The sequence below is a fragment of the Mesorhizobium sp. WSM3879 genome, from assembly GCF_002294915.1.
GTDB lineage: Bacteria > Pseudomonadota > Alphaproteobacteria > Rhizobiales > Rhizobiaceae > Mesorhizobium.
The window spans coordinates 90,785-114,703 of sequence record NZ_NSFZ01000012.1; the positions used below are offsets into that span (position 1 = coordinate 90,785).

The 23,919-nt window shown below is 64.2% G+C and carries 27 protein-coding genes; 13 read left to right on the forward strand and 14 right to left on the reverse strand.

Going from position 1 to position 23,919, the window contains the following annotated elements; translation table 11 throughout:
* Position 1: 1 nt before the first annotated feature.
* Positions 2–1,159, forward strand: a complete 1,158-nt coding sequence (locus CK218_RS23735; protein ID WP_066997152.1) for an amino acid ABC transporter permease — start codon at positions 2–4, stop codon at positions 1,157–1,159.
* Between the two features lie 15 nt (positions 1,160–1,174).
* Entirely contained in the window at positions 1,175–1,978 is an 804-nt protein-coding gene (locus CK218_RS23740; RefSeq protein ID WP_066997155.1) for an amino acid ABC transporter ATP-binding protein, read from the forward strand.
* Between the two features lie 148 nt (positions 1,979–2,126).
* Here CK218_RS23740 and CK218_RS23745 read toward each other — a convergent pair whose 3' ends face one another.
* Positions 2,127–3,356 (reverse strand): FAD-dependent monooxygenase, encoded by a 1,230-nt coding sequence (locus tag CK218_RS23745; RefSeq protein ID WP_095829079.1) that lies wholly within the window; start codon positions 3,354–3,356, stop codon positions 2,127–2,129.
* A gap of 26 nt (positions 3,357–3,382) precedes the next feature.
* Positions 3,383–3,628, reverse strand: a complete 246-nt coding sequence (locus CK218_RS23750; protein ID WP_066997164.1) for a zinc-finger domain-containing protein — start codon at positions 3,626–3,628, stop codon at positions 3,383–3,385.
* Positions 3,629–3,868: 240 nt separating this feature from the next.
* Between CK218_RS23750 and CK218_RS23755 the strand changes: the two genes are divergently transcribed.
* Positions 3,869–6,064 carry an RNA degradosome polyphosphate kinase gene (locus tag CK218_RS23755; protein WP_066997167.1) on the forward strand — a complete coding sequence of 732 codons (2,196 nt, stop codon included), beginning with the start codon at positions 3,869–3,871 and terminating at the stop codon, positions 6,062–6,064.
* Positions 6,061–7,596, forward strand: coding sequence for an exopolyphosphatase (ppx, locus tag CK218_RS23760; RefSeq protein WP_095829080.1), 1,536 nt, complete (start codon positions 6,061–6,063; stop codon positions 7,594–7,596). Before CK218_RS23755 ends, ppx begins: the two co-directional genes overlap by 4 nt.
* 4 nt (positions 7,597–7,600) lie before the next feature.
* On the opposite strand, the gene CK218_RS23765 is transcribed toward ppx, so the two are convergent.
* The 4 genes from CK218_RS23765 to CK218_RS23780 form a co-directional block, all read right to left on the reverse strand.
* Positions 7,601–8,023: a DoxX family protein gene (locus CK218_RS23765; protein WP_095778337.1), complete on the reverse strand. Its 423-nt coding sequence runs from the start codon at positions 8,021–8,023 to the stop codon at positions 7,601–7,603.
* A gap of 131 nt (positions 8,024–8,154) precedes the next feature.
* Complete coding sequence (locus CK218_RS23770; RefSeq protein WP_067001137.1) at positions 8,155–8,577, reverse strand: DoxX family protein; 423 nt, start codon at positions 8,575–8,577, stop codon at positions 8,155–8,157.
* A 292-nt stretch (positions 8,578–8,869) separates the two neighbouring features.
* Positions 8,870–10,267 (reverse strand): class II fumarate hydratase, encoded by a 1,398-nt coding sequence (gene fumC / locus CK218_RS23775; protein ID WP_095784094.1) that lies wholly within the window; start codon positions 10,265–10,267, stop codon positions 8,870–8,872.
* A gap of 131 nt (positions 10,268–10,398) precedes the next feature.
* Positions 10,399–10,884 (reverse strand): cupin domain-containing protein, encoded by a 486-nt coding sequence (locus tag CK218_RS23780; protein ID WP_348628733.1) that lies wholly within the window; start codon positions 10,882–10,884, stop codon positions 10,399–10,401.
* Positions 10,885–10,988: 104 nt separating this feature from the next.
* Here CK218_RS23780 and CK218_RS23785 point away from each other — a divergent pair, with 104 nt between their 5' ends.
* Positions 10,989–11,948 carry a LysR family transcriptional regulator gene (locus tag CK218_RS23785; protein ID WP_095829082.1) on the forward strand — a complete coding sequence of 320 codons (960 nt, stop codon included), beginning with the start codon at positions 10,989–10,991 and terminating at the stop codon, positions 11,946–11,948.
* 6 nt (positions 11,949–11,954) lie between these two features.
* Here CK218_RS23785 and betI read toward each other — a convergent pair whose 3' ends face one another.
* Positions 11,955–12,566 carry a transcriptional regulator BetI gene (gene betI, locus CK218_RS23790; protein ID WP_095778401.1) on the reverse strand — a complete coding sequence of 204 codons (612 nt, stop codon included), beginning with the start codon at positions 12,564–12,566 and terminating at the stop codon, positions 11,955–11,957.
* Positions 12,567–12,674: 108 nt separating this feature from the next.
* Between betI and choX the strand changes: the two genes are divergently transcribed.
* Both choX and CK218_RS23800 read left to right on the forward strand, forming a co-directional pair.
* Positions 12,675–13,613, forward strand: a complete 939-nt coding sequence (choX, locus tag CK218_RS23795) for a choline ABC transporter substrate-binding protein (protein WP_095829083.1) — start codon at positions 12,675–12,677, stop codon at positions 13,611–13,613.
* On the forward strand, positions 13,610–14,446 hold the full coding sequence (locus CK218_RS23800) for an alpha/beta hydrolase (protein WP_095829084.1): 837 nt from the start codon (positions 13,610–13,612) through the stop codon (positions 14,444–14,446). Before choX ends, CK218_RS23800 begins: the two co-directional genes overlap by 4 nt.
* On the opposite strand, the gene CK218_RS23805 is transcribed toward CK218_RS23800, so the two are convergent.
* Positions 14,447–15,265, reverse strand: a complete 819-nt coding sequence (locus CK218_RS23805; protein ID WP_348628734.1) for an NIPSNAP family protein — start codon at positions 15,263–15,265, stop codon at positions 14,447–14,449.
* Positions 15,266–15,300: 35 nt separating this feature from the next.
* Here CK218_RS23805 and CK218_RS23810 point away from each other — a divergent pair, with 35 nt between their 5' ends.
* Positions 15,301–15,960: a TetR/AcrR family transcriptional regulator gene (locus CK218_RS23810; protein WP_095829086.1), complete on the forward strand. Its 660-nt coding sequence runs from the start codon at positions 15,301–15,303 to the stop codon at positions 15,958–15,960.
* Between the two features lie 45 nt (positions 15,961–16,005).
* Here CK218_RS23810 and CK218_RS23815 read toward each other — a convergent pair whose 3' ends face one another.
* Complete coding sequence (locus CK218_RS23815; protein WP_067001119.1) at positions 16,006–16,599, reverse strand: hypothetical protein; 594 nt, start codon at positions 16,597–16,599, stop codon at positions 16,006–16,008.
* A 144-nt stretch (positions 16,600–16,743) separates the two neighbouring features.
* Between CK218_RS23815 and CK218_RS23820 the strand changes: the two genes are divergently transcribed.
* Complete coding sequence (locus CK218_RS23820) at positions 16,744–17,877, forward strand: metallophosphoesterase (protein ID WP_095829087.1); 1,134 nt, start codon at positions 16,744–16,746, stop codon at positions 17,875–17,877.
* A 126-nt stretch (positions 17,878–18,003) separates the two neighbouring features.
* On the opposite strand, the gene CK218_RS23825 is transcribed toward CK218_RS23820, so the two are convergent.
* Together CK218_RS23825 and CK218_RS23830 are read right to left on the reverse strand one after the other, a co-directional pair.
* Positions 18,004–18,183, reverse strand: coding sequence for a CsbD family protein (locus CK218_RS23825; protein WP_082980650.1), 180 nt, complete (start codon positions 18,181–18,183; stop codon positions 18,004–18,006).
* Positions 18,184–18,331: 148 nt separating this feature from the next.
* Positions 18,332–18,511, reverse strand: a complete 180-nt coding sequence (locus CK218_RS23830) for a CsbD family protein (protein ID WP_082953881.1) — start codon at positions 18,509–18,511, stop codon at positions 18,332–18,334.
* Positions 18,512–18,652: 141 nt separating this feature from the next.
* On the opposite strand from CK218_RS23830, the gene CK218_RS23835 reads away from it, so the two are divergent.
* Positions 18,653–18,973, forward strand: coding sequence for a metalloregulator ArsR/SmtB family transcription factor (locus tag CK218_RS23835; protein WP_095829088.1), 321 nt, complete (start codon positions 18,653–18,655; stop codon positions 18,971–18,973).
* A complete protein-coding gene (locus CK218_RS23840; RefSeq protein ID WP_245435168.1) occupies positions 18,970–19,752 on the forward strand; it encodes an SRPBCC domain-containing protein in 783 nt (260 codons plus the stop codon). Before CK218_RS23835 ends, CK218_RS23840 begins: the two co-directional genes overlap by 4 nt.
* On the opposite strand, the gene CK218_RS30335 is transcribed toward CK218_RS23840, so the two are convergent.
* Positions 19,745–19,951: a hypothetical protein gene (locus CK218_RS30335; RefSeq protein ID WP_143749693.1), complete on the reverse strand. Its 207-nt coding sequence runs from the start codon at positions 19,949–19,951 to the stop codon at positions 19,745–19,747. The genes CK218_RS23840 and CK218_RS30335 overlap by 8 nt on opposite strands.
* Here CK218_RS30335 and CK218_RS23845 point away from each other — a divergent pair.
* On the forward strand, positions 19,950–20,357 hold the full coding sequence (locus tag CK218_RS23845) for a YkgJ family cysteine cluster protein (RefSeq protein WP_095829089.1): 408 nt from the start codon (positions 19,950–19,952) through the stop codon (positions 20,355–20,357). The two genes, CK218_RS30335 and CK218_RS23845, sit on opposite strands and share 2 nt — an antisense overlap.
* A 177-nt stretch (positions 20,358–20,534) precedes the next feature.
* Positions 20,535–21,146 carry a LysE family translocator gene (locus CK218_RS23850; protein WP_067001143.1) on the forward strand — a complete coding sequence of 204 codons (612 nt, stop codon included), beginning with the start codon at positions 20,535–20,537 and terminating at the stop codon, positions 21,144–21,146.
* Positions 21,147–21,798: 652 nt separating this feature from the next.
* Here CK218_RS23850 and groL read toward each other — a convergent pair.
* Both groL and groES read right to left on the reverse strand, forming a co-directional pair.
* Entirely contained in the window at positions 21,799–23,451 is a 1,653-nt protein-coding gene (gene groL / locus CK218_RS23855) for a chaperonin GroEL (protein ID WP_095778348.1), read from the reverse strand.
* Positions 23,452–23,515: 64 nt separating this feature from the next.
* A complete protein-coding gene (groES, locus tag CK218_RS23860; RefSeq protein ID WP_010915433.1) occupies positions 23,516–23,812 on the reverse strand; it encodes a co-chaperone GroES in 297 nt (98 codons plus the stop codon).
* Positions 23,813–23,919 lie beyond the last annotated feature (107 nt).

Consider the following 23,919-nt stretch of genomic DNA (forward strand, 5'->3'; position numbering starts at 1 on the left):
CATGCAGGAACACGACATGTCCTGGGTGCGCACCGAGATGACGCTGGCGCAGCCGGCGCCTCCTGGCGAGCGCGGCGCCTATGCCTGGGTGCGCAAGAACCTGACCGCCTCGGTTGGCGACACTATCCTGACCATCCTCGGCATCGCCATAGTCGCCTGGATCCTGCCGCAGGTCATCAACTGGGCGTTCATAAACGCAGTGTGGACCGGGCCGGACCGCACGGTCTGCGCCACCGTCTCGCAAGGCGGCATCCAGCCCGACGGCTGGACCGGCGCCTGCTGGGCTTTCGTCAACGCCAAGTTCGGCCAGTTCATGTTCGGCACCTATCACATCGAGGAACGCTGGCGGCCTATCCTGGTCGCCATCCTGTTCGTGGTGTTGCTGGTGCCGATGCTGATCCCGCGCGTGCCGCGCAAGGGGCTGAACGCCATCCTGCTCTTCCTCGTGCTGCCGGTCGTCGCCCACTTCCTTTTGGTCGGCGGCGTGTTCGGCCTGCCGCATGTCGAGACCTCGCGCTGGGGTGGGCTGCTGGTGACGCTCAGCCTCTCCTTCGTTGGTATGGCCGTGTCGCTGCCCCTGGGCATCGCTCTGGCGCTCGGCCGTCGCTCCCAGATGCCGATCGTCAAATGGCTTTGCGTCGTCTTCATCGAGACGGTGCGCGGCATTCCGCTGATCACCGTGCTGTTCTTCGCCAGCGTCATGCTGCCGCTTTTCCTTCCCGAGGGCGTTACCTTCGACAAGTACCTCAGGGCGCTGATCGGCGTGTCGCTGTTTGCCGCCGCCTATATGGCGGAAGTGGTGCGCGGCGGCCTCCAGGCGATCCCGAAGGGCCAGTATGAGGGCGCCGATTCGCTCGGCCTCGGCTATTGGCAGAAGATGGGCTTGATCGTGCTGCCGCAGGCGCTGAAGCTGGTCATTCCCGGCATCGTCAACACCTTCATCGGCATGTTCAAGGATACCAGCCTGGTGCTCATCATCTCGATGTTCGACCTGCTCGGCGTGGTGAAGCAGAATTTCTCCGATCCCAACTGGGCGACGCCGCAGACCCCGAAGTCCGGCCTGATCTTCGCCGCCTTCGTGTTCTGGCTGTTCTGCTTCGGCATGTCGCGCTATTCAATGTACACCGAGCGCCGGCTGGACACCGGCTACAAACGATAAAAAGGGGAATTGGCCATGGCCACCGAAAACGCCGTCAGCGCGGAAGACCTCAAGGTCGATGCCAAGAAGATGCACATCTCGACGACAGATGTCGCCATCGACATCGTCGGCATGCACAAATGGTATGGCGAGTTCCATGTGCTGAAGGACATCAACCTCAAGGTGATGCGCGGCGAGCGCATTGTCATCTGCGGTCCGTCCGGCTCCGGCAAGTCGACCATGATCCGCTGCATCAACCGCTTGGAAGAGCACCAGAAGGGCAAGATCATCGTCGACGGCAAGGAACTCACCAACGATCTGAAGAAGATCGACGAGGTGCGCCGCGAGGTCGGCATGGTGTTCCAGCACTTCAACCTGTTCCCGCATCTGACAATCCTGGAGAACTGCACGCTGGCGCCAATCTGGGTGCGCAAGACGCCGAAGAAGCAGGCCGAGGAAATCGCCATGCATTTCCTGAAGCGCGTCAAGATCCCAGAACAGGCCAACAAATATCCTGGACAGCTTTCCGGCGGCCAGCAGCAGCGCGTGGCGATCGCCCGCTCGCTCTGCATGAACCCGCGCATCATGCTGTTCGACGAGCCGACCTCGGCGCTCGACCCTGAAATGATCAAGGAAGTGCTGGAGACGATGGTTGGCCTTGCCGAGGAAGGCATGACCATGCTGTGCGTCACCCACGAGATGGGCTTTGCCCGCAAGGTCGCCAACCGGGTGATCTTCATGGATCAGGGCCAGATCGTAGAGCAGAACACGCCGGCCGAGTTCTTCGATAATCCGCGCCATGAGCGCACGAAACTGTTCCTGTCGCAGATCCTGCACTGAGCTTCTGACGCCAATTCGAGAAGCCCGGCCGCCAACGGCCGGGCTTTTGAGCGACCGGTTGGTGAAGCGCGCTGCCGGTCTCGCCTTCCATAGTTGTCGAGGCGCGGTAGCATTGGCGGTCGTGCAGGACACCGCTGCAGCGAACGCCTCACCGCCTGTTCCGCTCCTCCCAGCCATAGAGCCAGTCCAAATCTCCCGCGAGCTTCTCCGCCGGGCGCGTCGCCAGCACCAGGTTGCGCGCGATCGCAACCGGGCCCCAGGCGTGCCAGGCCAGGCGGTTGAGCGCGCCGCGTCTGAGCACCTTCTCGATGCGCGGCCGCCTGCGATTTTCCCATGTGGTGAGGTTCTGCCGCGGCTCGCCGGCGAAGTCGGCGATCACATCGGCGAGCGTCGCGGCATCCTCGATCGCCATCGCCGCGCCCTGCGCCGCGAACGGGGTCATGGCGTGCGCCGCGTCTCCGATCAGGGCGACGCCCTGCGGCATCGTCCAGCGCGCCTGCTCGACGGTGTGGATCGGAAACGCCGTCCATGGCCCGGCAAGCGCGACAAGCCTTGCCAGCGCGGGCGACGTGCCGCGCATGGCGCTGGCGAGAATGGCGGGATCGGCATGGCCGGACCAGCCTTCGGCGATGCGCTCGCCCTTGGTGAAAGCGGCGAGGTTGAAGTCGCTGCCTTTGCTCACCGGATAGGCGACCATATGGAAGCCGGGATGGAGGAAGGCGGTGATGCAGTCGCCGGCGGCGATCGCCGCAAAAGCCTGGCCGGCGGTGCTTGTCGCTGCAATCGTTGCGCGCCAGGCCAGCTCGCCCGAGAAGCGGTTCTTCCCGAAAGCCGGCTCTCGACCCGCAAGCACCGTGCGAACCGACGACCAGACGCCGTCGGCGCCGATCAGCAGGCCGCCGGCGGCCTCGATGCTGCCGCCATCCGTTTCGGCGGTGACGGCGATGTTTTGCGGCTGAACAGCGACGTCCGTCACCCGCGCGCCGGTGACGAGTTGGATCTCGGGATGCTCTGCCATGCGCGCCGCCAGCGCGGCCTGCAGGTCGGCGCGGTGCGCCACCAGATAGGGCGCGCCCCAGCGCTCTTCGCCGGTCTGGCCGAGCGGCACGCGCGCCAGTTCCCGCAAGTTGGCGGCGTCCTTCAGCACCACCGCTTCCGGGCGGATCGCGCTCAGCCGCAACCGGTCGAGCGCGCCGAGCCGGCTGAGCATACGGGTGGCGTTGGGGGAAAGCTGGATGCCGGCGCCCACCGCTTCGAGCTGGCTGGCCTGTTCCAGCACCGTGACGGCATGGCCGTGTTCGGCAAAGGCAAGAGCTGCCGTCAGTCCGGCGATTCCGGCCCCGGCGATGACGACCTGCCGGGACCGCGCCTCCTCCATGGTCTAGCGGTCACCCAGATCCGCGATCAGGCGGCCTGGTCGATATAGAGGCAGCCGGCAGGCTCGGTTTCCGTCGCCTTCAGCTTCGGCGAATAGCGGTAGAGCGTCGAGCAGTAAGGGCAGACCTTTTCATTGTCGTCGCCCATGTCGAGGAATACATGCGGATGGTCGAAAGGCGGGTTGGCGCCGGTGCACATGAATTCCTTGACGCCGATATCGATCGCCGGATGGCCCGCGTCGTTCTGGAAATGGGGAATGGTACCGCCTGCCATCGTCGTCTCCTTCAGTTCGGCCCGTTTGCATCTGGATCATAACCGGCCGGTTTGCAAGATCGATGAAATGAAACTGTCGCAAAAGCCTGGCAGAGGATAAGTTGAGCCGGTTAAGCGCATGAGGCCGGAAACGAAGCGATTCCGTGACATCATGCGTCATAAAAGCGTGTTAGAGCGTGCATAGCGCGTCCGGCGGCGTATGGCGCTCATAGAACGACCTTGTGGCCAAGAGCAGGAACCATGAACGAACTGAAGCCGGTGCAGAGCGAGTTCATCACCGTCGAGGCGGCGAGCCCGGACGGCGGCAATCCAGACCGTTTCGTCAACCGCGAGTTTTCCTGGCTGCAGTTCAACCGTCGGGTGCTCGAGGAATCGCTGAACGAGCATCACCCGCTGCTCGAGCGCGTCCGCTTCCTGTCGATCTCGGCCGCAAATCTCGACGAGTTCTTCATGGTGCGCGTGGCCGGCCTCGCCGGTCAGGTGCGCGAGGGCATCGCGTTGAAGAGCCCGGACGGCCGCACGCCCGAGCAGCAGTTGGAGCAATTGCTGCGCGAGGTCGAGCGCCTGCAGGAAGACCAGCAGAAGAGCCTGTCGGCCCTGATGGAGCTGCTCAACAAGGAAGGCATCGAAAGCATCCCCCGCGATGGCCTGACCAAGGACGAGAAGGCGTGGCTGGAGGAGCATTTCCAGGATCAGGTTTTCCCGGTGCTGACGCCGCTGTCGATCGACCCGGCGCACCCGTTCCCGTTCATCCCCAATCTCGGTTTCTCGATGGCGCTGCAGCTGCGCCACCGCAAGAACGGCGAAGAGATGAGCGCGCTCTTGCGCTTGCCGGTGGCGCTACGGCGTTTCATCCGTCTGCCCGACCGCAAGCATCATGTCCGCTTCATCCCGCTGGAAGAAGCGGTCGGCCTCTATATCGGCAAGCTCTTCCCTGGATACGAGGTCAAGGGCTCGGGCACGTTCCGCATCATCCGCGACAGCGATATCGAGGTGGAGGAGGAATCGGAAGACCTCGTTCGCCTGTTCGAGACGGCGCTGAAGCGCCGCCGCCGCGGCTCCGTCATCCGCATCGAATTCGACACGCTGATGCCGGCCGAGTTGCGCGACTTCGTCGCCGGCGAGCTCGGAGTGTCGTCGAGCCGCATCAGCGTGCTCACCGGGCCGCTGGCGCTCAACCAGATCTCCGAGATCGTCGCCATCCCGCGCGACGACCTCAAATTCACGCCCTACAACCCGCGCTTTCCCGAGCGCATCCGCGAGCATGGCGGCGACTGCCTGGCCGCGATCCGCGAGAAGGACATCATCGTCCACCACCCCTACGAATCCTTCGACGTCGTGGTGCAGTTCCTGCGCCAAGCGGCGGCCGATCCGGAAGTCGTCGCCATCAAGCAGACGCTCTACCGCACCTCGAACGACAGCCCGATCGTGCGGGCGTTGATCGACGCGGCGGAGGCTGGCAAGTCGGTGACGGCGCTCGTCGAGCTCAAGGCGCGCTTCGATGAAGAGGCCAATATCCGCTGGGCGCGCGACCTCGAGCGCGCCGGCGTCCAGGTCGTGTTCGGCTTCCTGGAGTTGAAGACACACGCCAAGATGTCGCTGGTGGTCCGCCGCGAGGACGGCCGGCTGCGCAATTACGTGCATCTCGGCACCGGCAACTATCATCCGGTCACCGCCCGCATCTACACCGATCTGTCCTTCTTCACCACCGACCCGACGATCGCGCGCGATGTCGCGCAGATCTTCAATTTCATCACCGGCTACGCCGAGCCTGCCGAGGAGATGCGTCTTGCGGTGTCGCCGTTCACGCTGCGCGACCGCATCCTGCGGCACATCGCCGAGGAGATCGCCCATGCGCTCGAGGGCAGGCCGGCCCGTATCTGGATGAAGATGAACGCGCTCGTCGATCCGACCGTCATCGATGCTCTCTATGACGCCAGCCGCGCCGGCGTCGAGATCGATCTCGTCGTGCGCGGCATCTGCTGCCTGAGGCCGCAGGTGCCGGGTCTTTCCGAGAACATCAGAGTGAAGTCGATCGTCGGGCGCTTCCTCGAGCACAGCCGCATCTACTGCTTCGGCAACGGCCACGGTCTGCCGTCCGACGAAGCGATCGTCTACATCTCCTCGGCCGATATCATGCCGCGCAATCTCGACCGCCGCGTCGAGACCCTGGTGCCGATCACCAATCCGACTGTGCATGAACAGGTGCTTGGCCAGATCATGCTCGGCAACATCATGGACAATCAGCAAAGTTTCGACGTATTGGCTGATGGCACCTCCCGGCGCGCTGCGCTCGAGGAGGGCGAGGAACCGTTCAACGCGCAGGAATATTTCATGACCAATCCGAGTCTTTCCGGACGGGGTGACGCGCTGAAATCGCATGCGCCAAGGCGCATTGCCCAGTTCAAGCGCCGCAAGAAGAACGGCGCCGCGTGATTTCAGTCTCGCAGGGCCGGCTCCAGGACCGGCGGCCGCTGTCGATCATCGACATCGGATCGAACTCGATCCGCCTCGTCGTCTATGAAGGGCTGGCGCGCTCGCCGACGATGCTGTTCAACGAAAAGATGCTGGCCGGCCTCGGCCGCGGCATCGTTTCGACGGGCAAGCTCGATCCCGAGGCGGTGACGCGATCGATGGAGGAGTTCCGCCGTTTTCGCGCGCTTTCGGATCAGGCCGGCGCCGAACACATCTATGTGCTGGCGACCGCGGCCGCGCGCGAGGCGGTCAACGGCCCGGACTTCATCCACCGCGCCGAGGATGTGCTGAAGACCGAGATCCGCGTGCTTTCCGGCCGCCAGGAAGCGCATTATTCGGCGCTCGGCATCATTTCCGGCTTCTATCCGGCCAACGGCATCGCCGGCGACCTTGGCGGCGGCAGCCTGGAACTCGTCGACATCAACGGCGAGGCGATCGGCGACGGTATCACGCTGCCGCTCGGCGGCCTGCGCCTGCAGGACATGGCGAAGAACTCTCTCGTCCAGGCGCAGAAGATCGCGCGCCAGGAGCTGGCGCGGGCGAAGCTTTTGAAGGGTGGGCAGGGCAGGGTGTTCTACGCCGTCGGCGGAACCTGGCGAAACCTCGCCCGGCTCCATATGGAGATGACCAACTACCCGCTCGGCGTCATGCATCATTACGAGATCGCCGCCGACAGCGCCCTGAACTTCCTAAGGCAGGTGGCCAAGGGCGAGGTCGAAAAGGTCAAGGGCATCGAAGGCGTCTCCAAGAACCGCCGCTCGCTGCTGCCTTACGGTGCGGTCGTGCTGCAGGAAATCATGGCGGCAATGCAGCCCTCGAAGATCGTCGTCTCGGCGCAGGGCGTGCGCGAAGGCTTCCTCTATTCGCTGCTCGACGCCGCCGAGCAGAAGGCCGATCCGCTGATCTCCGCGGCGGAGGAACTGGCGCTTCTGCGCTCGCGCTCGGTCCATCACGCGCATGACCTCGTCGAATGGACGGACAAGGCTTTCAAGGCCTTCGGCATCGACGAGACGGTGGATGAGGCGCGCTACCGCCACGCCGCCTGCCTGCTTGCCGATATCGGCTGGCGGGCGCATCCCGAATATCGCGGCCGGCAGTCGCTCAACATCATCGCGCATGCGTCCTTTATCGGCGTCGACCATCCTGGCCGCGCCTATCTGGCCCTGACCAACGCCTATCGCCATGACGGCATCTTCAACGATGCGATCGCGCCCGAGATCAAGACCCTGGCGCCGCCGCGCATGCTCGAGCGCGCCCGTGCGCTGGCGGCAATGATGCGCGTCGTCTACCTGCTGACGGCGGCGATGCCCGGGGTCATGCCGCGGCTGAAATGGGAAAGCCGCGGCAACGGTGCGCTTGCGCTGGTGCTGCCGGCGTCGCTTGCCGACCTCTATGGCGAACGACCTGCCGGGCGGCTGGCGCAGCTGGCGCGCATCACCAACCGCCGGCTGGTGCTGGCGGTCGAGGGCGGGCCGAGCATTTCCGTCAAGTGACGGCTCAGGTGATCTCGGCACCGACGCCGAAAGGGCGTCCGTCGGCCGACCATGCGCCGGCGCCGGCCATGGCAAGCGCCAGGAAGCCCCCCGCAATGGCAATGTCCTTCATCAGCATCTGCCGGTGCATGAAGGCCAAAGTCGCATCCTCGCCGCCCTGGCCGAAATGGCCGATGAAGCCGGCCACGATAGTGAAGGCGGCAAGCAGCAGCGCCGCGATCCGCGTCTGAAAACCGACCAGGATCAAAAGTCCGGCGATCAGCTCGAACAGGCCGGTGCCCCAGGCCGCCAGGGTCGGTAGCGGCAGGCCGAGGCCGGTGAAGTAATTGATCGTGCCGGATATGTTGGTCAGCACCTGGAAGCCCGAGGGCACGAACAGCGCGGCAAGCAGGAGCCGCGAGGCGAGAAGCAACGCGTTGCGGTTCATGGCCCACCTCCCTTGCCGGTACCCGGGAATGCACCGGCTCTAGGTGCAGTGTACGCCTGCACTCGAGAAAACGAAAAAGCGGCGCGGAAAATTCCGCGCCGCCAAAGTTTCAGCTTGGGAGGGGAAGGAGATCAGCCGCGCTTGGCGTCGATCGAATAGGCGCCGGCGCCGGAGGAGGCGAGCAGGATGAAGCCGCCGGTGATGGCGAGGTTCTTGAGAAACTGGATCATCTGCATCTGGTCGGCCCAGCCGGTGTGAGCAACCAGGCCGGTAGCGATCGTGAAGATGGCGAGCAACCAGGCGGCGATCCGCGTCTGGAACCCGACAAGAATGGCAAGGCCGCCGAGCAGCTCGATGAGGCCGACCACGACGGCCGTCACGGTCGGAAGCGGCAGGCCGAGGGCGCCGAAATAGCCGGCGGTGCCGGAAATGGCGGTAAGCTTGCCGAAGCCGGAAAGCAGGAAGATTACGGCGAGCAGGATACGGCCGAGCAGGATGGTGGTGGCACTGTTGGACGCGATGCTGGTACCGGCGGCGGAAGTGTTGATGGACATTGGCGAGTCTCCGAATCGTGTTGAATGCCCAGTCAGATAGACGACGAAGACTGTTCACCAAAGCCGCCGATGCGGCGACACATTGTTCACAGGCAGTATGTTTCGGTGACCGGCGGACGCGCGCGAAAATCGTGTCGGCGGATTGGGGTTAACGAGTAAATTGTGCCGCCGCAAAATAGCCAGGCCATCGGTGGGGGCGGCAGTAGCAGACCTCGGAGGCTAGCCGAAACGCCCGATCGGGTCGTCTTCGCCCTGGAACGACGACCCCTTTGGCCTGTCCGCGCCGCGAGAACTACCCCGGATGCGTCATGTCCTCGGGCCGCACCAGCCGGTCGTAGTCGGCCTCGCTGACCAGCCCGGTGGCCAAGGCTTCCTCGCGCAGCGTGGTGCCGTTCTTGTGCGCGGTCTTGGCGATCTTGGCGGCGTTGTCGTAGCCGATGGTGGGGGCGAGCGCCGTCACCAGCATCAGCGAGCGCTCCAGCGCCGCCTTGATGTTGTCTTCCCGCGCCTCGATGCCGACGACGCAATTGTCGGTGAAGGATACGGAAGCGTCGGCAAGCAGCTGCACCGACTGCAGGAAATTATAGGCCATCAGCGGGTTGTAGACGTTGAGCTCGAAATGGCCCTGGCTGCCGGCGAAGGTTAGCGCGGCATTGTTGCCGAACACCTGCACGCAGACCTGCGTCAGCGCCTCGCACTGCGTCGGGTTGACCTTGCCCGGCATGATCGACGAGCCCGGCTCGTTCTCCGGCAGCGACAGCTCGCCGAGGCCCGAGCGCGGGCCTGAACCGAGCAGGCGGATGTCGTTGGCGATCTTGAAGAGCGCCGCCGCCGCCGCGTTGATCGCGCCGTGCGAGAACACCATGGAATCGTGTGCTGCGAGCGCCTCGAACTTGTTCGGCGCCGTCACGAAGGCGATGCCGGTGATGGCAGCGATCCGGTCCGCCACCTTTTCCGCAAAGCCAACCGGCGCGTTGAGCCCGGTGCCGACCGCGGTGCCGCCCTGCGCCAGTTCCTGCAGGCCGGGCAGCGTCTGCTCGATGCGCTTGATCGACGACGCGACCTGCGCGGCGTAGCCGGAGAATTCCTGGCCGAGCGTAAGGGGTGTGGCGTCCTGCGTGTGGGTGCGGCCGATCTTGATGATGTGGTTGAAGGCGCGGGCCTTGGCGTCGAGCGCTTTGTGCAAATGGTGTAGCGCCGGGATCAGGTGATGCGCGACCCGCTCGGCGCAGGCGACATGCATGGCCGTCGGATAGGTGTCGTTCGACGACTGGCTCATATTGACGTGGTCATTCGGGTGCACGGGCTTCTTCGAGCCCATCACGCCGCCGAGCATCTCGATGGCCCGGTTGGAGATCACTTCATTGGCATTCATGTTGGACTGCGTGCCCGAACCGGTCTGCCAGACCACGAGCGGGAAATGGTCGTCGAGCTTGCCGTCGATCACTTCCTGCGCGGCGTCCACGATTGCCTTGCCGATGGCTGGATCCAGCCGTTTCATCTCCATGTTCACTTCGGCCGCGGCGCGCTTGACGATGCCCAGTGCGCGCACGATCGAGGCCGGCTGCTTTTCCCAACCGATCTTGAAATTGCCGAGCGAACGCTGCGCCTGCGCGCCCCAGTAGCGGTCGGCCGCGACCTCGATGGGACCGAATGTATCGGTTTCGGTTCTGGTCTTCTCAGCGCTCACGGGAAATCTCCGGTCTGTCGATTTGCGCAAGGGCGTATCGCGTTGCACAAAACCCTTCAAGCGGAGATTGCGGGCGAGGAAGATGCAAATCGGTTGAAGGGGGCTGCCGATCTCCCCCCTTGTGGGCCAGATCAGCCCTCCATCGGCGGTCCAACAATGTCGATGCCGTTCTCGGCGCAGAGTCTCGTCAGCGTCGCCATCATCTCGGGCGTCGGCGCCCCCGGCTGCGGCAGGTCCGGCCGTTCGGCGGGGCGGCTCACCAGGCGCACCATCGTCTCGAAATCCGAGCCGCGCGTGACGGTGAGCGTATGCGCGCCTTGCGGAGATTCGACCCTGTATGTATGCGGCAGGCCTTTCGGCGCGATGACGGTTTCGCCCGCGCCCACGACCCGCTCATGGCCGTTGATCTGGAAACGCATTTGTCCTTCGAGGATGTGAAACACCTCGTCCTCGTTGCGGTGCACATGCAGCGGCGGGGAATCGCCATAGGGCAGGCGATGCTCGATGACGCAGATGCCGTCCTCTCCGTCGGCCGAAGAGACCTGGATGGCGACGAGCGTGTTGTTGAACCAAAGGAGTTCCTTGCCTGCGATGGTCCGGTTGATCATTGTCGTCATGATGTCTTTGCCTTGCGTTGGGCCGGCGAAGCGGCGTCGACGCGAACTAACCAGCGACGCGTCGGCGATGGAAATCGAATGATCATATGGGCTGAATTGATGCGATGAATTTGAACGCGCTCGATCTCAACCTGGTGAGGGTGCTCGACGCGCTTTTGCGCGAGAAAAGCGTGACGCGCGCCGGCGAGCAGATCGGCCTCAGCCAGCCTGCGGTGAGTGCCGCGCTCAACCGCCTGCGGCATACGCTCAACGACCAGCTCTTCGTGCGGCGCGGCAACGACATGGTGCCGACGCCCCGCGCCGAAAGCCTGGCCGAGCCTGTGCGTGCCGCGCTGCGCGAGATCGAGCGTGCTTTCCAGCCGGCGAAGGACTTCGATCCGGCCAGGCTGGAGCGGACCTTCACCTTCATGGGCGCGGATTTCTTTTCCATGCTCCTGATGCCGCGCTTTGCCGCGCGCATCGCGGCGGTGGCGCCATCAGTGTCGTTCCGCTTCCTCGACAGCGCCATCGGCGACGTCTCGAAACTGTTGCAGGAGGACCAAATCGACGTGGCGCTGGAGCGTCCCTTGGAAGTCGCCGAATGGGTTTCCAGTCTGCCGCTGTTCGGCTCGCCCTTCGCCGTCATCGCGGCGAAGGGCAATGCAGCGCTCAATCGGGCCGGCATTGCCGAAGGCGAGCAGGTGCCGCTCGATCTCTTCTGCAAGCTGCCGCACGCGCTGCGCTCCATCGACGGCTCGATGTCGGGGTTCACCGATGACGCGCTGGGGAAGATGGGCCGGACGCGCCGGGTCACGCTTGCCTTGCCGCATTTCCAGGCGGTCGCGCTGGCCGTGGCGAGCGGACCCTATCTGGCGGCCGTTCCAATGCAGTTCGCGGCGGTGGCGGCGAAATCCTTGCCGCTCGGCATCTACCAGGCGCCAATCTCGATTCCCTCGCCGGCGGTCAGGATGTACTGGCACGCCCGCCATGACGACGAGGCGCCGCATCGCTGGATCCGCGAGCAGATCCTGGTGGAAGTCGAGGCGCTCGGGTTCCGCAACCTGGAGGATGAGCTCGGAGAGTAGACTCTGTTATCCGGCCGCCAGGCCGATGGCCGCGGGCTGGCGCAGCGCGAGCCGCCCCGCGACATAGTCCTTGACCTGGCGGACCGCCTGCGCGCGCGAGACGCTGCCCGGCTGCAGGCCAAGCCTGAGCCACAGCCCGTCGATCAGAGCGGTGACGCCGAGTACGATCTCCGCGGCCAACTCCGGCGATGCGAGGCCGCGCAGGCCGGACAACAGGTTCGAGCGCATGCGCGCGTGGATCACTCGCTGGATGCGCGCCAGCTTCTCGTCGCGCGGCACCTCGGCGCAGAGCGACAGCCAGGCGTGACAGAGCGGCGGCAGGAACAAATGCTCCTCGAAATTGCCCTCGATCACCGCGTCCAGCCGCTCCATCGGCGTTCGCGCGCGCTTGAGCCGCGCCACCACCGCGTTGCACAGCACGGCATTGGCCTCGCGCATCGCGTGCTCGAACAATTCCTGCTTGTTGCGGAAATAGTGCAGCACGATGCCCTTCGAGGCGCCGGCCTGGGCCGCGACCTTTTCCAAGGTGGCGCCTGCAATGCCCTCGCGCTCGAGCACCGCAAAGGCCGCTTGCCGCAACTCCTTGCGGCGTATGTCGCTGAGACGTGTGAGCTTCACCGGAGAGATCCATGTTTGCGAATCCATGTTGACATTTTCGCCCGCTCAGATCAATCATTGACCGATGGGACAACAACATGACCAAAGGGTCAACAGAGGAGAACCGGAATGGTGCGCTTGCTTGCGAATGGCGTCTGTCTCGCTGCCTTGATGGTGGCCGCTCAAACCGTTCAGGCGGCCGAGGCGGAGGAATGCAGGGTGGTGCGAATGGCCGAGCCCGGCTGGAACGATCTCGCCTTCACGACGGGCGTGGCCAAGGTCCTGCTCCAGGCGCTCGGCTATGAGCCGCAGAGCGACGTGCTTGGCATCAACGTCATCTACGAAGGCATGAAGAACAAAGACCTCGACCTGTTCCTCGGCTACTGGGATCCGGCCATGGTCACTTATTACGAGCCGTACAAGAAGGACGGCTCGATCGAGAATGTGCGGGTCAATCTGGTCGGCGCCAAATACACCTTCGCCGTGCCGACCTACGTCTGGGAAGCCGGCGTCAAGGACCTTTCCGACCTGCACAAATTCGCCGACAAGTTCGGGAAGAAGATGTACGGTATCGAGCCCGGCTCGAACCAGCTGATGATGGATGCCATCGCCGATCCTCAGTTCCAGCTCGACGGCTGGCAGGTGGTCGAATCGAGCGAAGCCGGCATGCTCTCGGAGGTCGGCTACGAGATCAAGGAGAAGCAGTTCATCGTCTTCCAGGGCTGGGCGCCGCATCCGATGAACACGATGTACGACTTCAAGTACCTGACCGGCGGCGACAAGTTCTTCGGCCCGAATTTCGGCGCCGCGACGGTGACGACCCAGGTGCGCAAGGGATTCCTGCAGGAGTGCCCGAACGTGGCGCAGTTCCTGAAGAACCTTGCCTTCGACATCGATCTGGAAAATGTCGGCATGGGCTACCTCATCAATGACGGCATGAAGCCGGAGGAAGCGGCGCTTAAGTCGATCACGCTCAACAAGGATCGTGTCGACGCCTGGCTTGCCGGCGTCACCACCTTCGACGGCAAGCCCGGCCTCGCCGCGGTCAAGGAAAAGCTTGGACTGTGAGGCCCGCGGCATTGGATCTGTCGGGACAGGGGGGCGAGCAGGACGCCTGGGCCGGCCGCAAGCGATTCGTCGATGTCGGTGGCCTCGACCTCGCCTATGTCGAGGTCGCCGGCTCGGAACCGCCGCTCGTCCTGGTGCACGGCTTCACCGACACCAGCCGCAGTTTCTCGTTGCTGGCGCCGCATCTTTCCGCGCGGCGGCTGATCATGCCGGACCTGCGCGGCCATGGCGCCTCACAGGCGGGCAGGGGCTTTGGCATCGCCGATTTCGCCGACGATGTCGCCGGGCTGATCCGCAACCTGCGGCTCGCCCGGCCGGTCGTTCTCGGCCATTCGCTGGGTGGCATGGTCGCCATGCAGGTGGCCGCGCGGCATCCCGAACTGGTCGGCGGGCTGGTCATCCTGGCCGGGGCGCTGAAGACAGATTTCGCGCCGGACCATCCATTGGTTGCCGGCGTGGCGGAACTGCGCGACCCGATCTCGCCGACCGATCCGTTCTACGATTGGTGGCACGCCTGCGGGTCCGGCGTGCCGCGGGCCCTTCTTGCCGGCCTGGCGGCGGACGCGTCGGCGATGCCGGCGGCGCGCTGGCGCGCCATTCTCGAAGAAATCCGCCGCACGGATCTGACCGCGGCGGCGCCGGACGTGCGGGTCCGGACGTTGATCATTGCCGGCGGGCGCGATCCGCTTTTTGGCGAAGCGCACCAGGAGGCTTTGGCCGAGGCGCTTGCCGGGTCACGTCTCGTCTGGGCGCAGGACTGCGGCCACAACCCGCATTGGGAAGACCCGGCCTTCGTCGCCAAGGCAATAGCCGACGTGCTGCCAGCCGAGTGACTACCGCAACAGCGATCGGGCCGTAGGCGTGAGGCGCAACATCTCTGCCGGCTTCGTCGAAGCAGCCTGCATGGTTTGGCGAACCGCCTGCCATGCCGGGGAAGCGCCAAGGTCGTTCCGATAGTTCGCATGGGCGTCGCCGAAACCAACGACGACGATGAAGACATTTTCGCCGGCTCGCACCGGCAGCCGCGAAAAAGTGTTTTCGGCATGCTCGCTGACAAAGGCGCCGAGCAGCCGGGCACCGTTCGCCGTCAGTTGCGGAACCATTTTCGCCCGGAAACGCTCGGCGAATCCGGTTTCCATGCCGTGGCGCAAATGATGAATCGAAATCTCAACAATGCCGTCTAAGTGAGGCTCTCGGCTTCCGTTTTCGGCTTGGCTGGCTGTACGCCGTTTCGGTCCCGACAGGTCGAAGCCCGCATCCGGCCACGCGGGCTTGAGCAACAGCACATCGTCGGAATCGATCATCGTCGCATTGGCGGCGTTGCGATGCTCGGCCCACACCGGGCCGTCATAGAAGGCGGTGAGCGCTTTCCTCCTGGCCTCCATGTCGGCGAAGCCGCGCAGCCAGACGAACATGTCGGGGCGGTCGAGGTCGCGGAACTGGCCGATGACGGTCATGCCCACGGCTTCCTGGCTCTCGATGAACTCCCGGTCGAACAGCGCGATAAGCGTTTCGCGCTGGCCGGGTTTCAATGTGTATTGCCTGAGCTCCACGATCGGCGACGCAAGGCGGGAAGGTCTGTTCATGGCTAGACTCTCGAAAACAGGGTGTTCATCCTGTTTATAAACAGACCGGTTGTCCTGTTTTGTCAATCTGATACTTTCCACGGGGAAAGGTGGAGGTGGCGATGCGCAAGAAGCGCACCAACGATCCGCAGGGCATGCGGCGGCGCGTGCTCGACGTGGCGGAAGATTGCTTCCAGGCGCGCGGCTATCACGCCTCGAGCCTCGGCGACCTGATGGCGGCGGCCGGCGTCACCGGCGGCGCGCTGCACCACCACTTCCCGACCAAGAAGGCGCTGGCGCTGGCGGTGATCGAGGAGCGGGTGGCGGCCGCGGTTGAGGAGACCTGGATCGAGCCGGTGCGGGCGGCGCCTTCGGCGCGCAAGGGCGTGCGCGCCGTGTTTGAGGCGGTAGCGGCCGCGCTCGAGCAGCAGGGCTATGTGCGCGGCTGCCCGCTCAACAATCTGGCGCATGAACTGTCGCTCGCCGATCCCGATTTCCGTATTGCGTTGGCCGAAATCTTCGCCGGCTGGCGGCGGGCGATCGCCGACAAGGTGCGCGCCGATCAGGAGGCCGGCGGGGAAGGTGGGACCGATCCCGACCGCTTTGCCGCGCTGACGGTGGCGGCTTACTCCGGCGCCATGTCGATGGCCAAGACCGCGCAGGATGCCGGTGTGTTGCGGCAGTGCCTGGAGGGTTTGGAGCGGGTCGAGCCCCCGCCATCACAGAACGGTTCGCCCGCCAGACGACGCCGCAGGGTGGTGCGGCAGCAGGCAATCCGCTGATGCCGGTATGAGGATCATCTTAAGTCCCTGACTGAAAGGCAGCCTTCACTCCCTCAGCGGCTTGATCGTCTCGAACCCCACTTCGCTCTGCGCGCTCGTCCCCTCGTCGTAGCGCCGCGCCAGCACCGCTTGCAGGTCGGGCGAATAGAGCGCGGTGAAGCTGTCGATCACCGTGCCGGAATCGCCGGTCAGCGTCTCTTTCACCGTCAGCACCGTGTATTTGCAGTCGCCCAGCTTGTAGGTGTCCTTGCCCTTGACGCTTAAAGCCAGTGTTTCGGTGCCCTTCGGCGCCTTCTTCGCCGAAAGCCGCACGAACTCGGTCTTGCTCTTGGCACCGGCCTTCAGCGGGAAGAGCTTTTTGAGGTCGCCGAGCGGGATCATTGACAGCCGGCCCGTGTCGCTATCGCGGAAAATCTCGATCAGCCCGGCGTAGAGATATTGCGTCTGCGGCGATTGCGACTGGTAGTTGTTGGCGACCGCGACCATGCCGCCCGGCGCCGGCCGGAACTCGCTGCGGATGCCGGGCTTCTCCAGCACGAAGCCGGCCTTGGCGGATTTGGCGTCCACGCAGTCGGCCGCCTCGGCGGTGCCGGCGAGGGCAAGCATGGCGAGGGCCACACAGGTCGTCACGGGTTTCATGCCTTCTCCCCTGGAAATGTGTTCTGGAAGGAATGACAGACCCTCTCTGCGCTGTCGACCCAAGTGCCCTTGACGAATTCAACCAATGCTTGAAAAGAGGCGCCAATCTGGACGATCCGGCAGTGAAAATGTTCCAATGGCGCGATGATGAATCGCCGATCCTCAGCATCCTTGTCCCGGCGCGATCTCTTGGCCCGGGCGGCCGGCCTTGCCGCGACCTGCGCCCTGCCGGACACCAGCTTCGCCCAGACCGGCCAGCGTATCCAGCCGATTGACGCCACCTTCCTGTTCATCGCTGATATCCATGCCTGCCGGATGGCGACCGGGCTCAGCCCGCATTGCGAGCAGGAGGGCAAGACCGACGCGGCATTGCTGCGCAATGTGGCGGCGCTCAACGCAATCGGCGACAAAGAGTGGCCGGCCGAGATCAGCGGCGCCGCCACCGGCCTGCGCTCGGCCGGCACACGCATCGGCACGCCGGTCGGCCTCGTCACCGGCGGCGACATCACCGATGACGGCGGCGGCCAGATCACTGAGCCGAGCGAAGGCACACAGCTTCTGCAGTTCAGCCAGCGTTACCAGCAAGGGATCGGCCCTGATCGCGTGCATGTTCCGGTCTATGTCGGGCTCGGCAATCACGATCTCGACCAGAATGGACCGACGCGCCATGTCGACTGGTACCGTCGCGAGATGCGCGACTATGTCGAGGTCAACCATCGCCCCGGCGTCTTCTTCAAGCCGCCGGTGCCGGCGACCAATTACGATGTCGACACCGACTGCTATTCCTGGGACTGGGGCGGCCTGCACCTCGTCCAGACGCATCGCTTCGCCGGCGACACCGGCCATGACGCGATAGGCAGCCTGCCATGGCTGAAGCAGGATCTGGCGACCTATGCCGGCGACGGCCGTCCGGTGATTCTCTTCCAGCACTATGGTTGGGACACCTTCTCGGTCGAGCGCTGGGATCCAGTGAAGCGCACCTATGGCGACGACGGCGCCGGCCGCCCGCATTGGTGGGGCGACGCCGACCGCCAGGCGCTTGTCGCCACGCTGAAGGGTTATAATGTGATCGCCATTTTCCACGGCCATCAGCACGCAGTGCCGATGATCTACCGGCGCGACGGGCTCGACCTCGTCAAGCCGAAGGCGGCTTTCATGGGCGGCTTCGCGCTGGCGCGGGTGACCGATGATCACATGGACGTGGTCTTGGGTGAGGCGGCCGGCGACCATGGCGAGGTCGTCTTCACCAACGCCTTCGCCAAAAGCTGGGCCACCTGAACGGAGAAAGCGCGGGGGTCGAGTTGCTTCAGGCCAATGCTCGAGCTGATCTCTGGTCTTGGACAGTCGGCGCTCAAACGACGAACAGGCCGGCGCGCGGGTCGGCCATTGCCCTCGCGGCTAGGATCAGAGCGCCTTGCGAGCCTTGTCCTTCACGTCGCCGTAGGCTTGGCGCACCCTGCCGGCGATTCTTTCGGACATGCCTTCCACCTGCAATCGCCGGCTGCCGGTGGCCTTGCCGGCCGCCTGCTTCAGCCTGCCTTTTACCTGCTTGGCGATGCCGGCAACTTGATGCCTGTTCACCATATCCGCATCTCCTGGGCCTGGAATAGGAGCGGGATGCGCCAACCGCATCCGCCACGACAACGAACGGGCAATGCTTGAGTTCCGTGCAGCCTGGGCATGACAGGCAGCCCGTGCCGGGCGTTTCAGATCTGACCGCGGGGACTGCTGGTCACATCGCCTTTTTGAGCATGGCTTTCATGTCCCCACAGGCCTTCTGCACCTGGCCTGCCGACTTGTCCGCCATGCCCCTGATTTCCATCGGCCGGTTGCCGGTGGCCTTGCCTATGGCTTGCCGGATCGAACCTTTGATCTGCTTCGCCAAGCCCACTATTTGGTCCATGTTCACCATCTCCGCATCTCCCGGAGATCCAATTCGCGAGGAGAAACGGGCCGGAGTGCTTCGCGGTTCCGTTGCGCCAAAGCACACCGGTCGAGGATAATTGACCGGCGACCGAATTCGGCATAATATGTAACCAAATGGATACGCATTATGCCGCAGGCTGAGCGCGACCGTTCCGTCTTCCGCGCCATCGCCGATCCGACGCGGCGCGCCATCCTCGACCGGCTGCGGCAGGGCCCCGCGCCGGTCAACGAACTGGCGTCCGCCTTCTCGCAGAGTCGGCCGGCCATTTCCAAGCATCTGAGGATACTGCGCGAGCTCAACGTCGTTTCCGAGCAGCGGCAGGGCCGCGAGCGAGTCTACCGGCTGGAGCCGGTGGAATTGAAGGATGTCGCCGACTGGATCCTGCCTTACCGAGACTTCTGGCAGCACAGCCTCGGCAATCTCAAATCCTACCTGGAGAATGAATGATGGCCATCCAAGACAAGCCGCGCGCGATCGCCGACATTTCCGCCGGTACCATCCTTGCCACGGTGACGATCGCCGTGCCGCCGGAGCGCGTCTTCCGCGCCATTACCGCTGAGGACCAGATCCCGCTCTGGTGGGGCGCCGACAACATGTACCGGACGACGAAGCACACGGCCGATGTCCGGCCGGGCGGCGCCTGGCGCTCGGAAGGCAAGGGTGCGGACGGGCAGGACTTCCATGTCGCCGGCGAGTATCTCGAGGTCGAGCCGCCGCATCGCCTGGTGATGACCTGGAAGGCGCCTTGGGACGGCGATAACCTCACCACCGTCACCTATACGCTCGAAGCCGTCGAGAACGGCACCCGGCTGACGCTGCGCCATGACGGCTTCGGATCGCGCCGCGACTCCTGCCGCGATCACGGTTCCGGTTGGGAGCGCGTGCTGGGCTGGTTGGACGAATTCCTTGCCAAGGAGACCGATGCCAGGTCGCCTTCGGTCTTCCATTGCCGGCTGATCCCGCCGCGTCCGGATTTCGCCTTCACCCTGACGGAGGAGGAGAGGGCGCTGATGAATGCGCATGCCGACTATCTGCGCGGCCTGCTTCGTGAAGGCAGAATGATGATTGCCGGCCCAGTCGCCGATCCAGCCGGACCGTGGGGGCTCCTGATCCTGCAGGTCGGCACGGAAGCCGAGGCCAAGGCCGTGACCGAAGGCGACCCGGTGGCGCTTTCCGGCCGCGGCTTCCGCTATGAAATCCTGCCGATGATGAGCACGATCATGTAAGGCGAATGGAAAAACGCCTCTCGCGCTTTTTCAGGGCGCGGGAGGCGTCTTTTGTCATCAGCTTTTCTCGATACTCGTGAACTGCCGACAACAGGGACAAAACCGCCAGCCGGCAAAAGGGTTCCCGGCAAAACAAAATTTTTTGCCCGGCCGGATGCGGCGCATTTCCCGGCTCCGTGCTAAAGGGCCTTGCCAGCATGAGGATCGCCTTGCCGCACGATCGACCCTTCCCGACCCTGCTTGACGTATCAGCCGCCTTCGACTGCCAGAGCTGCGGCGCCTGCTGCGCCTATTCGGCGGACTGGCCGCGCTTTTCGACCGAAGAGGATGCCGAGCTCGACCGCATCCCCGACGAGCTGGTCGCGACCGACCTGTCAGGCATGCGCTGCGAGGACGGCCGCTGCGCCGCGCTTCACGGCGAGGTGGGCAAGCAGACGGCCTGCGCGATTTACGAAGCCCGCCCGCATGTCTGCCGCGCCTGCATGCCCGGCGGCGACGACTGCCTGATGGCAAGGGCCGCCCATGGGCTGGCGGTGGAGAGCGTGATCTCCCCCCTCGAGGGGGAGATGGCCGCGAAGCGGTCAGAGGGGGTCGGTCTCACATAAATCGCCAACGTGATCGCGTCGGGAAAAGGCCGCGCTCTACACGAGGCGAGCCCCCTCTGTCGCCTTCGGCGGCATCTCCTCGCGGGGGACCACAAGGGGGAGATTACTCTCTTCCCCCGCTTGCCCACCTCCACACCTCCCGATAACTTCCGCGCCGGGCAGGCCGTGGAGGAAACCGTGAGCATCGAATTCCTGTTGACGTCGCTGATTATCGTCGCTTCGCCCGGCACCGGCGTTCTCTACACGCTGAGCGCCGGCCTCTCGCGCGGCGCTCGCGCCGCGATCATCGCCGCTTTCGGCTGCACGCTGGGCATCATCCCGCACATGGCGGCGGCCATCACCGGCCTTGCCGCGGTGCTGCACACAAGCGCCGTCGCCTTCGAGACGCTGAAATATCTCGGCGTCGCCTATCTGCTCTACATGGCCTGGAACACGCTGAAGGAGAAGGGCGGTCTTGCTCTCGATCAGAACGTCGCGCCACGCTCTGCCCGAAAGGTGATCACCTCCGGCATCCTGATCAACATCTTGAACCCAAAACTGTCGATCTTCTTCTTCGCCTTCCTGCCGCAATTCGTCAGCACCACCGAGCCGCACGCTTTCGCCAAGATGCTGGAGCTGTCCGGCGTCTTCATGCTGATGACCTTCCTTGTCTTCGTCGTCTACGGCGTGTTCGCGGCTTCGGTGCGCAGCCATGTCGTGTCGCGGCCGATGGTGCTGACCTGGATGCGCCGCACCTTCGCCGGCGCCTTCGTCATGCTGGGGGCCAAGCTGGCGCTGGCGGATCGGTAAGCGAACCGTGATATAGCCCATCGCCTCGACTATCGCCCGTCCGCGACGCGGATCAGGTTGACGCAGGGATGGCCGAGCGCTGGCGCTGGCGCTGCTGATCTCCCTCCTTGAGGGGGAGATGTCGCCGAAGGCGACAGAGGGGGTCGCCGCGCGTTGGAGCGCCAGCGCCTTCGTTGCACGGGAGTCGTCGCCGGAGCCTTATGCGCGGGACCCCCTCTGCCCTGCCGGGCATCTCCCCCTCAAGAGGGGAGATCAGCTGTTGCGCAGGCCTTCGCCAATCGCAACAGTATAGAGGTCTTGTCTGCTTTTGGACCGGCTGCCCGCATGCCAAAACAAAAAGGGCGACATGTCTGCCGCCCTTTCCATATTCGCTATGGGACCGGACTTCTTAGAAGTCCATGCCGCCACTCAAGCCCGCTTGCGGGCTTGAGCAATGTTAGTTGATGGGCGTGCTTTATGGAGTTCTGGTTGCGAATGATCTTGTCCGAAAAGTCTGCAACTTTTCGGGATCATTCGTCAATTAGAAGTCCATGCCGCCACTCAAGCCCGCTTGCGGGCTTGAGCAATGTTAAATGATGGGCGTGCTTTATGGACTTTTGGTTGCGAATGATCTTGTCCGAAAAGTCTGCAACTTTTCGGGATCATTCGTCAATTAGAAGTCCATGCCGCCCATGCCGCCCATGCCGCCGCCAGGCATGCCGCCCGGCATACCGCCGGCGGCTTCCTTCTTCGGAGCCTCGGCGATCATGGCTTCGGTGGTGACCAGCAGGCCGGCGACCGAGGCCGCGTCCTGGAGAGCGGTGCGGACGACCTTGACCGGGTCGACGATGCCCATGGCGATCATGTCGCCATATTCGCCCGTCTGGGCGTTGAAGCCGAAGGTCGCGCCCTTGTTCTCGAGGATCTTGCCGGCAACGATCGAGGCTTCCGCACCAGCATTGGCCGCGATCTGGCGAGCCGGAGACTGCAGCGCGCGGCGCACGATGTTGATGCCGGCAGCCTGGTCGGAGTTGACGCCGGTTGCCTTGAGGTTGGCCGAAGCGCGCAGCAGCGCGACGCCGCCGCCGGCGACGATGCCTTCTTCAACGGCCGCGCGGGTCGCGTTCAGAGCGTCGTCAACGCGGTCCTTCTTTTCCTTGACCTCGACTTCCGTCGCGCCGCCGACGCGGATCACCGCGACGCCGCCCGCGAGCTTCGCCAGACGTTCCTGCAGCTTCTCCTTGTCGTAGTCCGAGGTGGTCTCCTCGATCTGCTGCTTGATCTGGGCGACGCGGCCCTGGATCTCGGCCTTCTTGCCGGCGCCGTCGACGATGGTGGTGTTCTCCTTGGAGATCGACACCTTCTTAGCGCGGCCGAGCATGTTGAGGCCGACATTCTCGAGCTTGATGCCGAGGTCTTCCGAGATGACCTGGCCACCGGTCAGGATAGCGATGTCTTCGAGCATGGCCTTGCGGCGGTCGCCGAAGCCCGGAGCCTTGACGGCGGCGATCTTCAGGCCGCCGCGCAGCTTATTGACGACCAGCGTGGCCAGAGCCTCGCCTTCGACGTCTTCCGAGATGATGAGCAGCGGCTTCGAGGTCTGAACGACCGCTTCCAGGACCGGCAGCATGGCCTGCAGGTTGGAGAGCTTCTTCTCGTGCAGCAGGATGTAGGCGTCTTCCAGATCGGCGACCATCTTGTCGGCGTTGGTGACGAAGTAGGGCGAGAGATAGCCGCGGTCGAACTGCATGCCTTCGACGACTTCCAGCTCGGTCTCGGCGGTCTTGGCTTCCTCGACGGTGATGACGCCTTCGTTGCCGACCTTCTGCATCGCTTCCGCGATCATCTTGCCGACCGACTCGTCGCCATTGGCCGAGATCGTGCCGACCTGGGCGACTTCTTCCGAAGTCTTGATCTTCTTGGCGGCCTTGCCGAGAGCGGTGACGACTTCGGTGACGGCGAGGTCGATGCCGCGCTTCAGGTCCATCGGGTTCATGCCGGCGGCAACAGCCTTGTTGCCTTCCTGGACGATCGCCTGGGCGAGAACGGTCGCGGTGGTCGTGCCGTCGCCGGCGATGTCGTTGGTCTTCGAGGCGACCTCGCGAACCATCTGCGCGCCCATGTTCTCGAACTTGTCTTCGAGCTCGATCTCTTTGGCGACGGTGACGCCGTCCTTGGTGATGCGCGGAGCGCCGAACGACTTGTCGATGACGACATTGCGGCCCTTCGGACCGAGGGTGACCTTCACCGCGTCGGCGAGGATGTTGACGCCGCGCAGCATGCGCTCACGGGCGTCGCGGGAGAATTTTACGTCTTTTGCAGCCATAGTAAGCTCCTGACAGGGGCTCGGACAGAGCCCGAAAATTCAGTTGATAGAGAGAGGCCGATGATCAGCCGATGATGCCCATGATGTCGGATTCCTTCATGATCAGAAGGTCTTCGCCATTGAGCTTGACTTCGGTGCCCGACCACTTGCCGAACAGGATGCGGTCGCCGGCCTTGACGTCCAGCGGCACGAGCTTGCCGCTTTCGTCGCGAGCGCCGGAGCCAACGGCGATGATCTCGCCTTCCTGCGGCTTCTCCTTCGCCGTATCCGGGATGATGATCCCGCCGGCTGTCTTGGATTCGGATTCAACCCGGCGAACGACCACGCGGTCATGAAGCGGGCGGAACTTGGACTTTGCCATGTTGTCTTCCTCGAATGAGAACGGTGAGAACTGTTCCTCCATCCGGCGAGGCCGCCGGATATAAGTTAGCACTCACCTAAGGCGAGTGCTAACGTGGCGCTGAGATA

What these genes read in the sequence shown, in the direction of transcription:
- CK218_RS23735 (WP_066997152.1), top strand. Translation starts at nt 2, where the DNA reads ATGCAGGAACACGACATGTCCTGGGTGCGCACCGAGATGACGCTGGCG.
- CK218_RS23740 (WP_066997155.1), top strand. Translation starts at nt 1,175, where the DNA reads ATGGCCACCGAAAACGCCGTCAGCGCGGAAGACCTCAAGGTCGATGCC.
- CK218_RS23745 (WP_095829079.1), bottom strand. Translation starts at nt 3,356, where the DNA reads ATGGAGGAGGCGCGGTCCCGGCAGGTCGTCATCGCCGGGGCCGGAATC.
- CK218_RS23750 (WP_066997164.1), bottom strand. Translation starts at nt 3,628, where the DNA reads ATGGCAGGCGGTACCATTCCCCATTTCCAGAACGACGCGGGCCATCCG.
- CK218_RS23755 (WP_066997167.1), top strand. Translation starts at nt 3,869, where the DNA reads ATGAACGAACTGAAGCCGGTGCAGAGCGAGTTCATCACCGTCGAGGCG.
- CK218_RS23765 (WP_095778337.1), bottom strand. Translation starts at nt 8,023, where the DNA reads ATGAACCGCAACGCGTTGCTTCTCGCCTCGCGGCTCCTGCTTGCCGCG.
- CK218_RS23770 (WP_067001137.1), bottom strand. Translation starts at nt 8,577, where the DNA reads ATGTCCATCAACACTTCCGCCGCCGGTACCAGCATCGCGTCCAACAGT.
- CK218_RS23780 (WP_348628733.1), bottom strand. Translation starts at nt 10,884, where the DNA reads ATGACGACAATGATCAACCGGACCATCGCAGGCAAGGAACTCCTTTGG.
- CK218_RS23785 (WP_095829082.1), top strand. Translation starts at nt 10,989, where the DNA reads ATGAATTTGAACGCGCTCGATCTCAACCTGGTGAGGGTGCTCGACGCG.
- choX (WP_095829083.1), top strand. Translation starts at nt 12,675, where the DNA reads ATGGTGCGCTTGCTTGCGAATGGCGTCTGTCTCGCTGCCTTGATGGTG.
- CK218_RS23810 (WP_095829086.1), top strand. Translation starts at nt 15,301, where the DNA reads ATGCGCAAGAAGCGCACCAACGATCCGCAGGGCATGCGGCGGCGCGTG.
- CK218_RS23815 (WP_067001119.1), bottom strand. Translation starts at nt 16,599, where the DNA reads ATGAAACCCGTGACGACCTGTGTGGCCCTCGCCATGCTTGCCCTCGCC.
- CK218_RS23820 (WP_095829087.1), top strand. Translation starts at nt 16,744, where the DNA reads ATGATGAATCGCCGATCCTCAGCATCCTTGTCCCGGCGCGATCTCTTG.
- CK218_RS23825 (WP_082980650.1), bottom strand. Translation starts at nt 18,183, where the DNA reads ATGGTGAACAGGCATCAAGTTGCCGGCATCGCCAAGCAGGTAAAAGGC.
- CK218_RS23830 (WP_082953881.1), bottom strand. Translation starts at nt 18,511, where the DNA reads ATGGTGAACATGGACCAAATAGTGGGCTTGGCGAAGCAGATCAAAGGT.
- CK218_RS23835 (WP_095829088.1), top strand. Translation starts at nt 18,653, where the DNA reads ATGCCGCAGGCTGAGCGCGACCGTTCCGTCTTCCGCGCCATCGCCGAT.
- CK218_RS23840 (WP_245435168.1), top strand. Translation starts at nt 18,970, where the DNA reads ATGATGGCCATCCAAGACAAGCCGCGCGCGATCGCCGACATTTCCGCC.
- CK218_RS23845 (WP_095829089.1), top strand. Translation starts at nt 19,950, where the DNA reads ATGAGGATCGCCTTGCCGCACGATCGACCCTTCCCGACCCTGCTTGAC.
- CK218_RS30335 (WP_143749693.1), bottom strand. Translation starts at nt 19,951, where the DNA reads ATGCTGGCAAGGCCCTTTAGCACGGAGCCGGGAAATGCGCCGCATCCG.
- groL (WP_095778348.1), bottom strand. Translation starts at nt 23,451, where the DNA reads ATGGCTGCAAAAGACGTAAAATTCTCCCGCGACGCCCGTGAGCGCATG.
- groES (WP_010915433.1), bottom strand. Translation starts at nt 23,812, where the DNA reads ATGGCAAAGTCCAAGTTCCGCCCGCTTCATGACCGCGTGGTCGTTCGC.